9 protein-coding genes are annotated in these 16,147 nt (G+C 45.6%); 5 read left to right on the top strand and 4 right to left on the bottom strand.

Annotated elements, in window-relative coordinates; genetic code table 11:
• Positions 1 to 14: 14 nt before the first annotated feature.
• The 3 genes from IPP66_11410 to IPP66_11400 form a co-directional block, all read right to left on the bottom strand.
• Positions 15 to 743 carry a hypothetical protein gene (locus IPP66_11410; protein MBK9925885.1) on the bottom strand — a complete coding sequence of 243 codons (729 nt, stop codon included), beginning with the start codon at positions 741 to 743 and terminating at the stop codon, positions 15 to 17.
• Positions 743 to 2,266 carry an aromatic amino acid lyase gene (locus IPP66_11405; protein ID MBK9925884.1) on the bottom strand — a complete coding sequence of 508 codons (1,524 nt, stop codon included), beginning with the start codon at positions 2,264 to 2,266 and terminating at the stop codon, positions 743 to 745. The genes IPP66_11410 and IPP66_11405 overlap by 1 nt, the downstream gene beginning before the upstream one ends.
• A 68-nt stretch (positions 2,267 to 2,334) precedes the next feature.
• On the bottom strand, positions 2,335 to 2,949 hold the full coding sequence (locus tag IPP66_11400; protein ID MBK9925883.1) for a transposase: 615 nt from the start codon (positions 2,947 to 2,949) through the stop codon (positions 2,335 to 2,337).
• Positions 2,950 to 3,277: 328 nt separating this feature from the next.
• On the opposite strand from IPP66_11400, the gene IPP66_11395 reads away from it, so the two are divergent.
• The 5 genes from IPP66_11395 to IPP66_11375 all read left to right on the top strand — a co-directional run bounded on the left by IPP66_11395 (position 3,278) and on the right by IPP66_11375 (position 14,446).
• A complete protein-coding gene (locus IPP66_11395; GenBank protein MBK9925882.1) occupies positions 3,278 to 6,211 on the top strand; it encodes a PAS domain S-box protein in 2,934 nt (977 codons plus the stop codon).
• Positions 6,212 to 6,480: 269 nt separating this feature from the next.
• A complete protein-coding gene (locus IPP66_11390) occupies positions 6,481 to 9,483 on the top strand; it encodes a PAS domain S-box protein (GenBank protein MBK9925881.1) in 3,003 nt (1,000 codons plus the stop codon).
• 440 nt (positions 9,484 to 9,923) lie between these two features.
• Entirely contained in the window at positions 9,924 to 13,349 is a 3,426-nt protein-coding gene (locus tag IPP66_11385) for a PAS domain S-box protein (protein MBK9925880.1), read from the top strand.
• A gap of 213 nt (positions 13,350 to 13,562) precedes the next feature.
• Positions 13,563 to 14,033 carry a GNAT family N-acetyltransferase gene (locus tag IPP66_11380; GenBank protein MBK9925879.1) on the top strand — a complete coding sequence of 157 codons (471 nt, stop codon included), beginning with the start codon at positions 13,563 to 13,565 and terminating at the stop codon, positions 14,031 to 14,033.
• Between the two features lie 2 nt (positions 14,034 to 14,035).
• Positions 14,036 to 14,446 carry a hypothetical protein gene (locus IPP66_11375; protein ID MBK9925878.1) on the top strand — a complete coding sequence of 137 codons (411 nt, stop codon included), beginning with the start codon at positions 14,036 to 14,038 and terminating at the stop codon, positions 14,444 to 14,446.
• Positions 14,447 to 14,454: 8 nt separating this feature from the next.
• On the opposite strand, the gene IPP66_11370 is transcribed toward IPP66_11375, so the two are convergent.
• On the bottom strand, positions 14,455 to 16,065 hold the full coding sequence (locus tag IPP66_11370) for a M23 family metallopeptidase (protein MBK9925877.1): 1,611 nt from the start codon (positions 16,063 to 16,065) through the stop codon (positions 14,455 to 14,457).
• Positions 16,066 to 16,147: the final 82 nt, after the last annotated feature.

The raw sequence follows: 16,147 nt of genomic DNA, 5'->3' as shown, positions 1-16,147 counted from the left end.
TTCTGTTGGCTATGTCAACTTATTAGAGTTAATTCCAATCTGCCCAATTCATCGAACAGTTTATTTCTCAGGTCGTCAAAATGTTCTTTCGGCAATGCACCGATCCCAGTTTGCAGGCTTGCGATCAAATCCTTGAGAAGTTCTTGAAATCTGGATTTATGCATCTCGAAGAAATTCTCCATTTGCTGTTCCGACGCACTGTCGGCATTCTTTTTATTTTGTCTGCGGGTCCACGAGTCCTTTACATAACCGATGGTAATGCTCGAAAGCCATTTCACAATGGATGTCAGTACTCCCCTGCCAGATCGAAAGTTCCCTCGAAAGACACCCTGTACGAGCTTCATGTTTACCCCCTGTTTGGTTTTTTGAAGAGCAATGGCATACTGCCTCGTTTTTGCTGGATCGAACCTTTCATAGGCAAACAACTCATTCAGCAAATAACCGGAGTAATAGGCATCGGTTGCCAGATTGATCGCTTTACTCCATTCCAGAAAGAACAGCACTTCCTGAAGCAATTCTTTGAATAAGCGTCTTATGAGGAACATACAGCCATCTGAAAGCGCAAAGCGGGACTGATAAGACAGTACAAGCAGTTGTTCCTCGGTCAGCGTCTTATTATGACTTTTTGCCAGGTCAGAGACCATGTGCTTCCATAGAAACGTCGCCAGCTTGTCATCCAGAAATGGGATTGGCACGAACAACGCCGCGCCAATCAACAGGGAATGGTATATCACTGTGAACATTATTCAAGAACCCCTACCACCTTCTCGACCTCATCCAATATCTCGCCAGACTTCACTAACTTCTTCATCGCATTGTGATCGTTATACAAAGGACGATCCACATGCAAGTGCTCCACGTATTTGCGAATCACTTCACGCGCTTTGAGCGAACCTTTGCCCGGCGTAAACTCACGGAAGTCGAGCGCTTGTGCCGCCGCCATGAATTCGATTCCCAAGACACCGAATGCGTTATCGAGGATCTGTCCATTCTTCAACGCAGTGTTCATGCCCATTGAGACGAAGTCCTCTTGGTCCGCGGCGGCAGGGATGGATTGAATACTCGCAGGCGTGGATAAAATCCGTTGTTCGACGATCAAGTGATCGGCGGTGTATTGGCTGAGCATCATCCCAGAGTAGAAACCAGGCTCATGGGCGAGGAAATCAGGCAGTCCCTGAGAAAGAGCCGGGTTCGTCAGTCGGTTCATGCGCCGCTCAGACATCACACACACCATCGTGATCGCCGCGCCCGCCATATCCATCGGCAAGGCAACGGGCGTCCCTTGAAAGTTTGCGCCTGTGAGAGTCAATTTCAATTCAGGGACGAAGATGGGATTATCTCCAACACCGTTGAGTTCGATCTCGACCTGCGTGCGTGCATACGCAATTGCATCCCGCGCCGCGCCGATGACCTGCGGAGTGGAACGCATCGAATAGGCGTCCTGCACTTTGGTTTTCATCTTGCCCGTCATGAGGTCGGAACCCTCAATGACCTTCAAAATATTTTTCGCAGACGTGACCGCGCCGTTGAAGCCGCGCAGTTCATGCAGTTTGGTGTTGTACGGTTTCATGTTGCCGAGCAGCGCCTCAATGGACATCGCCGCTGCGATCTCTGCCTGCTTGAGGAAACGTTCCATATCATAAATGTGCAACGCGGACATGGCGGTCAACAAATTGGATCCGTTGATGGCGGCAAGACCATCGCGCGCCTGCAAGCCTGGGACTTCGATGCCAGCCCGCCGCATCGCTTCTTGACCCGCGAGTCGTTCGCCGTTATAGAAAGCTTCGCCTTCGCCCATGAGCAGCAACGCGGCTTGCGCCATCGGAGCGAGGTCACCGCTCGCACCCACCGACCCCTTCTGACAAACAACTGGCGTGACGCCTTTGTTCAGCATCTCGATCATCGTGAGTGTGATCTCAGGTCTGCAACCAGAATTCCCATGCGCATGGACATTGATGCGCCCCGCCAGCGCCGCACGGACATGTTCGATCGGCGCGGGGTCGCCGATGCCCGCCGCGTGATTGTAAACAAGATACCTTTGGAACTCTTTCACCTGCTCATCGTTGAGCATCGTCTCCGAAAACTCACCGATGCCTGTATTCGTGCCATACATGACTTCTTTCTTGGCAAGTTTCTCCTCCAGCATGGCCCGGCAGACTTTGATGCGCTCCAAGGCTTCGGGGGCAAGTTCTACTTTCTCATTATCTCGTGCAATCGCAACGAGCTTTTCAATCGTGAGAGAGGTTCCGTTCAATGTGATGGTCATGGGCAGACTCCTTGAGAAGGAGACTTCCGAAGTCTTTGAGACTTCGGAAGTCTGGTTTGGGGTTAGGGTTAATCATCAAATGATTCCAAATACTTTCTTACATCATCAGGTAGGGAACGGGTCTTGATATATTCCATAACAAGCTCTTGATACTCGGCAGGCGAACCAAAATGCTCTTGAATAAATTCTTGATCAACCAATGTTCCATCGCGCTGACCAAGCCACTCGAGGTAGTTGGAGTATATCCAATCTTCAGGCAAAGCGACTAATCCGTCTTTCACAGGGTTGGCATGAATATAGACACATAAATTGAGCAAGTGGGAGTAGGTTTGAATCGGCTTGGCTTGGAATTGCCCCTGAAACAATGAGCCAACACGAGAGAAGCGTTTGTTGATGGCTTTGGTGTAGGAGATCAGAAACTTCTGCATGGCGCGGGAGACCTGTAACGAGACTTCCGAAGTTTTAAAAACTTCGGAAGTCTGTTTTATACGCACCAAAATATGATAATGAGTAGGCATCAAACAATAAGCAACAACATGAGCAACAGGAATAAGATACTTTTTTACTCCACCCAAGAAGTACAGATAATTATCTATCTCAAAGAAAACCGCCTGACGATTATTACCGCGATTGTAGAAGTGATAGTACATATCGGGTGCAAAGGGAGTCAATCTGCGCGGCATGGTTACACCTTGCTAGTAGACTTCCGAAGTCTGTGAGACTTCGGAAGTCTCTTTCAATATATTGTACTCTGAAAGAGGTGTTGTTTTACTAGAACAACAATTATGACATCCACAGCCACCAAAGCGAACATCAAACCGTAAACAGGATCAGAATATCCATAACGATCAAAGACAAGCAAGACTTCCAAAGTCTTTGGCAAATCAAGGGGATGGTTATGAGCAGGCTCGTATAGTATATTAATTTTATTTTAGTCTTAAGATTGCCATGCTGTAATAGTACAATCAAATTATCTGTTCTTGGTTTGTGAGGTACCTGAAAGAGGTGAACATGCATCAGGGTAACGATCTGATGATTCCGCTCAACCGCCGCTCCCTGGACATTGCAATATCAACATCAAAAACGATCTCCCTACTTATCATAGGTATGGGGTGTGTTGTATTGGCAGGGTGGATTCTGAACATTGAACTATGGAAAAGTATTTTCCCCCGTATGGCAACAATGAAAGGAAATACCGCCATACTGTTCATCTTGAGCGGGGTTTCCCTTTGGCTACATATTAGCAATAGAAACATAAAATTTGCACAGTACATCGCTGTTGTCATTATCATAATCAGCGTGTTAACTCTGGGGGAATATGTTCTCCATGTAAGCCTCGCCGTCGATCAATTGATAGTTACGGATACAAATCCTGGCTCACAATATCCTGGGCGCCCCTCTTCCGCTACTGCGTTGTCGTTCTTTTTGATCGGGCTTGCCTTACTGAGTCTCCATCACAAAGACAAAAGCAGATTGCAAGAGTTACTTCCCGTTTTTGTATTCCTTATCGCCCTGTTGGCCTTTGTAGGATACATCTACGGCGCGTCATCCTTATATCGAATTAGCATTTATTCATCTCTAGCCATACACACATCCATTGGGTTGATCCTGCTTTCCTTAGGGATCTTTTTTACAAACCCAGAAAGCGAATTGGCACGCTTCGTACTCATGGATACTCCGGGAGGCATGATATTGAGACGCTTCCTCCCCATATCCATCCTGTTGCCAATTCTGATAGGGTGGATCAGGCTGATGGGTCAATACGCAGGGCTGTACGATACGAACTTCGGTTTGGCAATTATGGTAATCAGCCTACTTATATCTCAAACCCTTTTTATTTGGATCAATGCCGCCCAGTTGACCAAAGTTGACATCGAACGACAGGAGATATTTCAAAAACTACAAAAAAGTGAAATCCGCTTTCGAAGCATCATTGATAATATGGTGGAAGGCTTACAACTTATAGACTTTGACTGGCGTCACATCTATATCAATGACGCAGCGATAAAAAATACGCGACTCAATCGAACAGAGTTGGTGGGACGTCGCATGCAAGAATGTTTTCCCTGGATCGAAAATTCTCCGCTCTATGTAGCCATTGCATCCACCATGCAAGACCATCAGCCGCGTCAACTTACGTTCAAATACGCTTTTCCAGATGATGGTACCTACTGGTTCAATATCCGCATCCAATATACTGAGGAAGGCATTTTCATTCTCTCTGAAGATATCACTGAACATCATCAGGCAGAGCAGGCACTGATCGAGCGCGAGATGAAACTCGCAAAGATATTGGATAGCCTACCCGTGGGGCTCACCATTCTCGACGATAAACGCAATGTTATTTTCTCAAACCCTGCCATGAAAAAGATATTGCAAATGTCTGATGAAGAGTTGAGTTCCGGCGCATACAGCCGCCGCACGTATCACACAGTGGACGATACCCTCATGTCACCCGATGAATTTCCCAGCGCAAGAGCCGTTACAGAAAACCGAGAGATCCTGGATACCGAGATCAGGATCACCAAGGAGGATGGGAATATCATCTGGACGAACGTCAGCGCTGTGCCTGTGAGTTTTTCAGATTGGAAGGTCTTGATATTAACATCCGATATTACACCGCGCAAACATGCAGAAGAACGTTTTCATCTCGCTGTTGAATCGGCTCACAACGCTGTTATTATGGTTAATCGAAACAGGGAGATCGTCCTTATTAATTCACAAGCTGAAAAAATCTTCGGCTATACAAGAAAAGAAATGCTGGGGTTATCTGTCGATCAACTGATACCCAAACAATTTTCGGGAGGACATGTACAACGTCAGGCAGAGTTCTTTGAAAGCCCTAGACGGCGTACCATCCCCTTGGGACGCGATGTAAATGCCGTCCGAAAAAATGGAGAGGAATTCCCCGTAGAGATCGGCCTTGAACCGATCAAGACCCATGAAGGTCTTTTTGTGATGGCAACGATCACGGATATGACAGAACAAAAAGAAGCAGAGGCCAAACTTCAAGAAACCTATAAACGACAACAAAATATTCTCGACTCCATGTTTACATTCGTTGGTGTAGTTTCACTGGGTGGAATATTACTGACAGCCAACCGCGCACCATTTGAAGCTACAGGTATGCATCCTGATCAAGTCGTTGGAAAACCCTTTGCAACACTGGAACTATTCTCTAAATCTGAAACCGTCGTCAAATTGATCAACGAATCTGTGCAACGTGCCACATTGGGTGAGATCTCCCGTGTGGATCTGCCCGTAGAGCTACCAAATGGTCAAACCGCCACCATCGATACCAATTTTGCCCCACTGCGTGATGCCAATGGGAATATCGTTGAAGTGATCATATCGGGTGTGGATATCACTGACCGCAAACACGCAGAAGAAAAATTACATGAACTTAATGCTGAGCTTGAAAAAAAGGTTCGCCAAAGGACGGCCGAATTGGCTCAAGCCAATGAGCAATTAAAGCAACTGACATTCATTGACCCATTGACCAGCTTGTATAATCGACGAGGCTTCTTATACTTTGCTGAGAACTATTTCCTGCTGATGAGGCGTCACCAATACAAATTATTAATATTTTATGCAGACCTCGACGGGCTAAAACAAATCAATGACACATTAGGTCACAAGGCCGGTGACGAGGCCATTATCAAGGCCGCCGAGGCACTGAACAAGACCTTCCGTGCATCAGACCTCAAGGCTCGCCTTGGAGGTGACGAGTTTGTCATCCTTGCCATCGAGGCAGATGACAACAACGCACAAACGTTACGCGAAAGGCTGAGCAACAACCTCAAAGAGAACAATCTATCCATGAGTGTGGGTGTGATACATATCAAAGAAGAAACGGATTTGACAATTGACGATCTTCTTAGTAATGCAGACGAGGCCATGTATGTGGAGAAGCAAAAAAGCCGTCGAGCCCGGAATGAATGGTAGCAAATATGAAGCGCATTTCACGCTCGAAGAGGAGAAAAATATCTCCAGCGGAGAAGCGGCTCAATATCATGAAACAGCCCCAATTTAAGTCTGATGCGCGATGTCGCGTGTACCGATATTGCAATTGAGTTTATGCTTTATTCATCATATACTTGCGACACGAACCATATTATTAATGTCACGCATTACCCATAAACTGAGTAGTTTAAGTAGTTAAAAATGGAGGCTTTCTTGTTGGCACTCTGCACAAAGAGCGAAGAAGGGGGTCTATGACACCGGCAAAATCCAAAAGACAAACTAAAGAAGAACTTCTTCAGGAAAATGAAATCCTGAAGCACAGGTTGATGGAACTGGAAGGGAGCCTAACATCAAGCCAGCGTACTGCCACGGGTGCAACAAACTCTCTGCCTACAGATATACCCCTTCAAGAATATTATTTACAAAAGGTAAGGGATGCGGTCGTTGCTTCTGATAAAGATTATCAGGTGCTCTATTGGAATGCCGCCGCAGAAACCATATATGGCTGGCGATCTGAAGAGGTGCTGGGGAAAGATGTAAAACAGCTCTTGCAGACACAAACCAATCGCCCCTTCAACAAGGAAAGATATCATGAGATCGTTCATAAAGATAAGTTTTGGTTTGGAGAAGTAACCCAGCTAAAAAAAGATGGAACTCGTTTCCCCTGTGAGATTTCTGTCACGATCCTATACGATGAGAATAACAACATCAGTGGGTACGTCAGCGTCAACCGTGATATTTCTGAACGCAAGTTGGCTGAAGAAATGTTTCATGGGCTTGCAGAGGCGGCTCCCGATGGCATCTTCATGGTTGGTCTTGATGGGAAGATCGTTTTAGTCAATTCACAAGCAGAAACAATGTTTGGCTACACACGAGAGGATCTCTTGGGCAAATCAGTGGAAGAGTTGATGCCCGAAAATCTCCGTGCAGTGCATCAAAGCCACCGGGAGAGTTACAGTGCTAAACCTTTCACAAGGCAAATGGGATCACACCTGGAACTTTTTGCTCAACGCAAGGATGGAAGTCAATTCCCTGTAGAGATCAGTCTTAATCCTTTAGATGTTCGAGGCGGGCGGGTAATTGCAGTGATCGTCCGTGATATGACGGAACAGAAACATGCAAAACAGGAATTGTTACAATCCGAAGAAAAGTTTGCAAGCGCCTTTGAATATGCCGCCATCGGAAAAGCATTGGTTGCACTGGATGGATATTTCTTGAAAGTCAACAACAGCATATGTAAAATGCTGGGATATTCCCCCAAAGAATTTCTTGCCAAATCATTTCAGGACATCACGCATCCTGACGACCTTGAAGCTGATCTTGCTCATGTAGCCGATATGCGCGCTGGACACATCAAAACCTACCAAATGGAAAAACGGTACATCCACAAAGATGGACATCTCGTGTGGGCATCCCTTAGCGTTTCCATGGTCCGAGAAAGCGATGGCGCACCTTCGTTCTTCATCTCTAAAATTCAGGACATCACGGAACGAAAACTGGCAGAAGACAAAATTTCACAACAACTCAAACGCCTGACAACGCTTCGAAAAATAGAGCAAGCCATTGCCGGAAGCATGAACGTGCACTGGGTACTGAGTGTGGCACTTCAACACTTGCTCACTGAGCTCAGCGTGGACGCTTCTGTTGTCCTATTGATCGACCCAGTGGAACAAACATTGAAGTACGAATTTGGGTTAGGCTTGAGATCACCTGCTTTGAAATATACGCATCTACACTTGGGAGAGGGGTTCGCAGGCAAGGCCGCACTCACCAAACAAATGGTCTATATCGAAGACCTAAAAAATAAAGGGATCGATTTTCAACGCTCCCCTACCTTCTCGACTGAAGGTTTCATTTCCTACTTTGGCATCCCTCTGATCGCCAAAGGCGAAGTGGTGGGCGTATTGGAAATTTTTCATCGTTCACAGATACAACCCAAACCAGAATGGTTGGATTTCATGGGGTCACTTGCAGGGCAAATCGCTATTGCCATTGATAATGCGCGCTTGTGGAAACGTGTCCAACAACATGCATTGGATCTCGAACTCCGTGTAGAAGAACGGACAGCAGAACTCCACAGATTGAATCTTGAACTGCAACATGCCAATCATGCCAAGGATGAGTTCCTGGCAAACATGAGCCATGAATTACGGACGCCTCTCAACAGCATTCTAGGTTTCTCAGAATCTCTGCTCGAACAAAGGCGTGGTCCCATCAATAAAAAACAGGAGCAATATATCGAATTGATCCATTCCAGCGGAGAACATTTGCTGAACCTGATCAATGACATCCTTCAGGTTTCCAAGATCGAAGCAGGGAAATTTGAAATTCGCCCTGAGTTCGTTTTTGTAAAAGATGTTTGTGAATCCAGCCTGAATTTTGTCAAAGAAGCGGCTATGAAAAAATCCATCTCGCTGGAATATCAAAACGAGTCTTCCATTTCGACGCTTTGGGCAGACTCTCAACGCTTGAAGCAAATATTAGTTAATTTACTGAGTAACGCAGTCAAATTTACGCCAGCATATGGAAGTGTATCTCTCGAAGTACAAACCAATGCCGAAAAGGATCGCATCCTATTCTCGGTAAAAGACAATGGGATCGGTATCTCAAAGGAAAACATAAAAAAGTTGTTTACCCCCTTCACACAATTGGACAGCGATCTGTCCCGCCAATACGAAGGGACAGGATTGGGTCTGGTACTTGTCTATAAATTGACAGAACTACATGGCGGCAGTGTAGCAGTGGAAAGTGAGCCCGGTAAGGGAAGTCAGTTTACAGTCACCTTGCCATGGAGCGAGAATGAACCGCAAAGCCAAAAAGAAGAAATGCAGTCAGGTCCCGCTGACGATGTAAACATCTCCGAAGTCAGCGCCAAAAAACATAGTCGTATTCTGCTTGCTGAAGATAACGAAACCAATATTATGGCAATTCAAGAATATTTGATGGATCGAGGGCATGAAGTGGTTATCGCTCATAACGGGCAGGAAGCGATCATGCGTGCAAAAGAATTATCACCAGATCTTATTTTGATGGATATTCAGATGCCCGAGATGGATGGGCTGGAAGCGATTCAACAATTAAGACTGAATACCCGCTTCGCTACCACGCCGATCATTGCTCTTACCGCTCTGGCTATGCCCGGTGACCGCGAGCGTTGCCTTAAAGCAGGCGCCAATGAATACATGAGCAAACCAGTGAGGTTGAAAGACCTGGCTGAAACCATCAACAACTTATTACAAAGTAAAAATACATAGGGTAATATTCTTGCCCTTCCCCGCTACTAAAGTACAAATATCACGGCGCGAACAGACACATCCACCCAAAATGAGATTGACTTTGCCGCTGTGGGAGTGCTATACTGTTTTTGCATCTTAACGTCTCTAATGGACAAGAAAAAGAAAAGACTATATCACCCTCCCAAAGAATACACTCTACTTCCTGTCACTTGTGCTGATATCAAGTGCAGGAATGGCGTGCTGGAGCGGTTTCCGACCACCAAAGGGTTTTGGACATAACTCGGGAAAGATGCCCCTCTTCGCAACTACATCGCAGTATAACGTAATGTAATTATCCATTACTCCCATTTTCTGAGGTTTAACAACTCTTTTCAATAAATCAGGCGGCTAATTAATTCATCGACAACTCATTCAAGCACTTGTTAGGCGTTTCAGGTTGGTAGGTATAAAGGAACAACATGAAGGCGAAAACAAAACCAAGCATGGTCAGCAAAGACAAACAGGAACATGATCGTAGTTTGTATCTTGCCAGTCTGGTAGATAACATCTCCGACGCTTTGATCTCCACGGATATGAGCTTTATTATTTTGGAGTGGAATGCAGGAGCAGAAGCACTATACGGGTGGAACGCATCAGAAGTTATAGGTCATCCATTACGGGAATTTGTTCAAAGCGAATATGTAGATGGAACTACGAGAGACAGTGCTATCAAAAGCTTGGTCGAGGATGGGATATGGAAAGGCGAGGTTATCCAGAACCGCAAAGATGGTAGCCATTTCCCTGTGCTGTCATCTGTTTCTCAAGTCAAAGATGATACAGGCAACCCGGTTGGGTTTGTTGCCATTAATCGCGACATCACCGAGCGCAAACAGGTTGAAAAGCAGATCGTACAAATGAAACGTTTGTACGCCACTTTGAGCCAGGTAAACCAGATCATTGTGCACGTGAAAAGTCACAAAGAACTTTACCAAAGCATCTGTGATGTCGTGTTGAAATTCGGAGAATTAGCCCTAGCCTGGATTGGGCTTCTAGATGAAAAAACGGGTGATATCCAACCGGTGGCGGTAAGCGGCATGGGGGCAGATATAGTGCGCTGGCCATTCCCGGTCATAAACATCTACGCAAAAACGCCTCTCAATGGTGTGATCGTGGAAGCAATGCATACATCAAAAGCTGTTACCAGCCAGGATGTGCAAACCGATAAACGGACAAAGGCATTGCACGATGTGGTTCAAAAATTCGGCTTCCATTCATTAGCAACTGTCCCATTCCGACTTCGAGAAAAAACAATCGGCATCTTGGTCATGATATCGGTCGAGCGGGGCATTTTCCAAGCCGAAGAGGAATTGAAATTGTTTGACGAGATGGGATTAGATATCTCTTTTGCGCTGGACACAATGGAAACGGAAGCTGAGCGAAAGCAAGCGGAAGAGAAAATCAGGAATATGGCAAAGTTCCCCGACGAGAATCCATTTCCTGTATTGAGAATCAGTGATACTGGCACGATCTTATACGCCAACCAATCCAGCCAGCCTATACTCAAGGAATGGAGTACAGTCATCGGTCAGGAAGTCCCAACCTTCTGGTTGAAAAAAGTTGAGGAGGTCCTGAAATCTCGCTCTCAACAAGAAGTTGACACAACAATATCTGACAGAACTTTTTCTCTTACCATCACCCCCATTTTTAATGAGAGCTACGTAAACATCTATGGACGTGATATCACTGAACGAAAAAAGGCAGAACAACAACTTAGGCAGAGCGAGGAGAAATTCTCAAAGACTTTCCGTTCGAGCCCTGCCGCACTCTTGGTCACCCGCCTTGCGGATGGAAAATATTTGGAAGTGAATGAAGCATATACCCATATTGTAGGATATACGCGCGAGGAACTTATTGGACACCTGACAACCGAGTTTAATATTTATCTATACCCCGAGCAACGTCAGGAAGTCATAAGACAATTGCAGGCAAAAGGGGCACTCTACAACTATGAAATCACCATTCAGAATAAATACGGTGAACACCGAACTGTATTGGCATCTCTGGAGGGCATCAACTTTAATAACGAGGCCTGCCTGCTTTCCAGTATGCTAGATATTACGGAACGCAAGCAGGCAGAGGAGAAAATTCAGCTTCAGAATGAACGGCTGAAAGTCCTTCATGAAATCGATACTGCCATTCTCACTTCCCATTCGTTGGAAAATATTATAGATACGGCCTTGATTCATGTACGTCAGTTAGTTGGTTGTCACAGTGTGACCCTGACGCTGTTCGATTGGCGAGCAAATGAAGCAGAAATCATCGGCGCGAAAGGCAATCTAGAAACCTCATTACAAAAAGAAGCACACCTGCCTTTGGAGCTATTCGATGATCTAGGCAAAACACTTTCTCAAAACCAACAACTTGTCATCACAGAGTTAGACGAGGCACCATCTTCCATCCCTCAATTTCAAACCTTGCTCAAAGCAGGCTTGCAGTCTGTATGCATCCTTCCACTCTATTCCCAATGGAAGTTGATCGGGACATTCGATATGTTCTCTGAAACCCGCAACTTCTTCAACGAGGAAAGCATACACCTAGGACGTGAAGTTGCCAATCAAGTGGCAATTGCCATCTCGCAAAACAACTTGATCGAAGATTTACGCATTCTCAATGCCGAGCTTGAGCAACGCGTAATCAATCGCACCACGGAATTGAACCAAACCAACATTGAGTTGGAACACGCCAACCGCGTCAAGAGTGAATTTCTCGCGAATATGAGTCACGAACTTCGCACTCCGCTCAACAGTATCCTTGGTCTGTCTGAATCCCTGCTTGAAAGAACACGAGGTCCTCTCAATGATAGCCAGCAAGAATATATACAAACCATCGAATCCAGCGGACAGCACCTGCTCGATTTGATCAACGATATTCTCGACCTATCCAAGGTCGAAGCTGGCAAGTTGGATTATTATCCACAAACCGTGGACGTGAGTACCTTATGTAGATCAAGTATGGCTTTTGTAAGGGAACAAGCCTTGCGAAGGTCCGTTGATATTGTTTACGAATCAAACACAGAGGATCTAAAGATCTACGCTGACGCACGACGCTTGAAGCAAGTGCTGGTTAATCTACTGTCCAATGCTGTCAAGTTCACATCGGAAAGAGGTCAGGTCACATTGGAGGTGCGTGCGTATCCAGAAAGAGATACCGTACAGTTTTCAGTAAGTGATACCGGTATTGGCATTACGCCAGATAACTTACGGAAGTTATTTCAACCTTTCGTACAAGTAGATAGCGCGCTTAACCGTCAGTTTGAAGGCACAGGCCTGGGATTGACACTGGTTCAAAGGCTGACCGATATGCATGGTGGTAGTGTAGAGGTAGAAAGCGAGGTTGGTAAAGGTAGTCGCTTTACTGTCAACATTCCGTGGGGACAGGACGCCGTCGTACAAGAAGAGCGCATTATCCTGGGCTTGGAACCCATTTTTACGAAGCAAACTCATACGGAAGAAGAAAAATCATCCACCCATGGTGTGATCCTTTTGGTGGAAGATAACGAAACGAATATTCTCACCATTGGCGAGTACTTGCAAAATCATGGCTATACCATCGTGAATGCATATGATGGCGCAGAGGCGATCAAAAAAGCTGAAGAAACCAGTCCAGATATTATCTTGATGGATATACAAATGCCTGTCATGGATGGCTTGGATGCCACCCGTAAATTGCGGGCCAATCCGCGCTTCGCTACTACGCCGATCATTACTTTAACAGCCCTGGCCATGCCCGGCGATCGGGAACGTTGTATTGACGCAGGAGCAAATGAATACTTAAGTAAGCCCGTCGGTTTAAAAAATCTAAAAAACACCATTGAGATCTGGCTTCACAAAAATGATATAGAGTAATAAGCTACTGACTGGGTGTGTCCGAAATTATCTCAATCTCTGTGATGTTCGATGTGGATATCCAAAGTATGAGTAAAAGGGCAAATTCTGGAGCGTGGGGTCAAGGTAGAGATATAAAATAGTTTGCCTGTCGTACATGGGGCAAGGATCGGCATTTTACTTTACACTACCCGCAGTATAATAAACTTACAATAAATTTCGTATGGAACCAATATGATCTCCACAGCAACCAAAGCAGACAAAGCACAAATCCACGACATTACAGCACGAGCAGGGGTATTCAGCCAGGAAGAAATTGACTGCGTCCCTGAGATGTTCGATGATTACATCAAATATGGCACAGAAGGCGATGGCTATCACTTCATTGTGTACCGGGAAGATGACCAAATCCTTGGATATGCGATTTTTGGCTACCGCGACCTGACCGATGGCGTGTACGATCTGTATTGGATCGCAGTTGATCCGAATGCGCGACGCAAAGGTGTAGGACGTGCCTTGTTAACCGCCAGCGAGGAAGCGATCCGTGAACTGGGTGGGCGTCTCATCATCATCGAAACATCAGGGACGCCCGAGTATGAGTCCACACGAGAGTTTTACTTCCGTACAGGGTGCGCCCAAGAAGCGGTCATCAAGGATTACTATAAACCTGGCGATGATCTGTGGATCTTTACGAAAAAAGTTTAGGTATGCCTACCAGCATCACTCCCCCACCTAAAGACGATGAAGTGGAATGCGGCAATTGCGGCGCATACATTTATCACGATCTGTTGAAGTGCCCGAATTGCAGTGTGTATCTGGTCAATCCATTTCCCCATATAGATTTGAATGAGCCAGCGCCTCCCCGGCCTAAGAATAAATTAGCACTGTGGGCTGAGTCCATGTGGGGGAAGTTGCGCGGGGAACCGCATATCGCTGAGGAGTTGTTCACGGGCGCGCTGAGAGAGGCGTCTCTGTTTGATGACCTGCTCAAGAAGGTAGGAGGAGATAGGTCCGTAGTGGAACGTCTCATTGAGTTTGAACGCGGGCAAAAACCGAACGCCACGCGATTAGTCTATTTGCAGAATGCGATTCAGCGCTGGGAACGGGAAAATAAATAACAATCCTGCTATTCAAGCATCACAAGTAACTCGCCGTTCAACTTAATGTCCTGTGCAGAAAACCCAGCGAAATCTTTCCAGGGTTGATACAGGTCACCTATCTTGATCTTCCACTTCCCATCTTTATCCTGAATCACGATTCGATTATCTGCCAACTGAAATCGTTGGATATTTTCAGCCTGCAAAACCCACGCGGCTCGCAAATTCCCGTCATTGACCATCAACTTTCCAAGCGAATCCATAACAGCAATACGTGTTCCAGAGAGTTGAAAAGCTTGTATCTTCGTCCCCATGGGTTTCCACTCATTGGTCAGCGCACCTTCCTGAACAAATAAATTGTTTTGCAGGTCCACCACAGCAATACGGCTATCTAACAACTGAAAGTCTTTGACATTACTTGCGATATGAATCCAATCAGTGTTCAATCCGCCTTCTTTGACTTTCAATTCACCTGTGGTGGTAAGTATTCCCAGACGATGTTTAGAAATTGAATAGGAGAGTACATTATCGACTTGCAGGGCCCATTCACCGCTTAGCTCTCCTTCTTTGATCTTCAAGACCCCGTCGGTATCAAGGAGCGCAATCCTATTCTCTGTAATTTGATAATTTACAAAGTCATTACCGATATTTACCCAATTCAACACAAAATCATAGCTGAACGGCACTACTCTTTTGAATTCAACATCTCTTGCAAACAAATAGCCTTCTTTGTCCATAACCGCAATACGATGGCCAGCCATCTTAAACTGTTTTACCTCATCTACGCCAAATATCTCAGCAAAGGTCAAGTTATCATCCTGTACAAAAAAGCGACCAGATTGAGCAACAATGCCAACCCGTCTATATCCCAGGTTTGACTGTATGCATAAGCTTTGATCCTTCCACATACAACCTACCCAAGGAGGTTCGTCTCTACCCCATGGATTAACATAGTTGAAATAGGAACGCTGGTCCACTCCCACTTCAAAATGAAGGTGTGAATTATCCCCTTGGTTATAGATCGTGCCAACCTGCGTGCCTTCTGTTACATCCTTTTCCATTTGGAGCAGATTGTCATCTGGAATAATATGCATGTAGGTGGTGTACCACTTCCTACCGCCTGCACAATTACCATCCACATCCCATTGACCACCCAAACAATGCTTTAAAACAACCATCGTGTTGACTTCAGCAAATCGCCAGCCAGCAACTTTACCATCCGCGCTGGCATAAGTAGGTGTACCAGCGGGAGCTTTAATATCTGTTGCTTCATGTCCGTTTTCCCCAGCAGGGCCTAAAGTGGAATAGCAGTTCACCATTTCGAAATTATGAGGGTCTGCTTTTGCCATATCTTGTTCTTCAGGAAGCGAAGTATCTTTCCAAACACTCCAGAATTCAGCATTGAGTAAATACCCAAATGCGGGAGGGCACTGTTGACCAGGGTTCAAGCCCAAATAATTCCATGTCCAAGGTGTATTAGGGAATTGGGAAATACGCGCGACCCCAACATAACTCGGAAGAGGCCAGGCAAGAAATACTGGTCGCTCACTTACAGCTGAGTAGGCATATACATTTTGGGCAGGTTTTACACCTGAATCATAAAAGCCAACAAGCAGTACTACGATAATAAGTCTTGTCAAAAATGATCTGTGTTTTGATTGAGTTTCCCTTTTCATACATAAATTGTACTTTGCTTTTTATCCACGAGAAACAAATGAAAAA

Origin of the sequence: Candidatus Defluviilinea proxima, from assembly GCA_016721115.1 — a bacterium.
In the GTDB taxonomy this organism is placed as follows: domain Bacteria; phylum Chloroflexota; class Anaerolineae; order Anaerolineales; family Villigracilaceae; genus Defluviilinea; species Defluviilinea proxima.
The sequence above is the reverse complement of the archived record's forward strand: the minus strand, read 5'-3'. Positions and strand labels throughout refer to the sequence as shown.

Excerpts from the sequence above, each read along its gene's own strand:
- IPP66_11385 (MBK9925880.1), top strand. The coding sequence starts at position 9,924 with ATGAAGGCGAAAACAAAACCAAGCATGGTCAGCAAAGACAAACAGGAA.
- IPP66_11395 (MBK9925882.1), top strand. The coding sequence starts at position 3,278 with ATGCATCAGGGTAACGATCTGATGATTCCGCTCAACCGCCGCTCCCTG.
- IPP66_11410 (MBK9925885.1), bottom strand. The coding sequence starts at position 743 with ATGTTCACAGTGATATACCATTCCCTGTTGATTGGCGCGGCGTTGTTC.
- IPP66_11375 (MBK9925878.1), top strand. The coding sequence starts at position 14,036 with ATGCCTACCAGCATCACTCCCCCACCTAAAGACGATGAAGTGGAATGC.
- IPP66_11380 (MBK9925879.1), top strand. The coding sequence starts at position 13,563 with ATGATCTCCACAGCAACCAAAGCAGACAAAGCACAAATCCACGACATT.
- IPP66_11405 (MBK9925884.1), bottom strand. The coding sequence starts at position 2,266 with ATGACCATCACATTGAACGGAACCTCTCTCACGATTGAAAAGCTCGTT.
- IPP66_11390 (MBK9925881.1), top strand. The coding sequence starts at position 6,481 with ATGACACCGGCAAAATCCAAAAGACAAACTAAAGAAGAACTTCTTCAG.
- IPP66_11400 (MBK9925883.1), bottom strand. The coding sequence starts at position 2,949 with ATGCCGCGCAGATTGACTCCCTTTGCACCCGATATGTACTATCACTTC.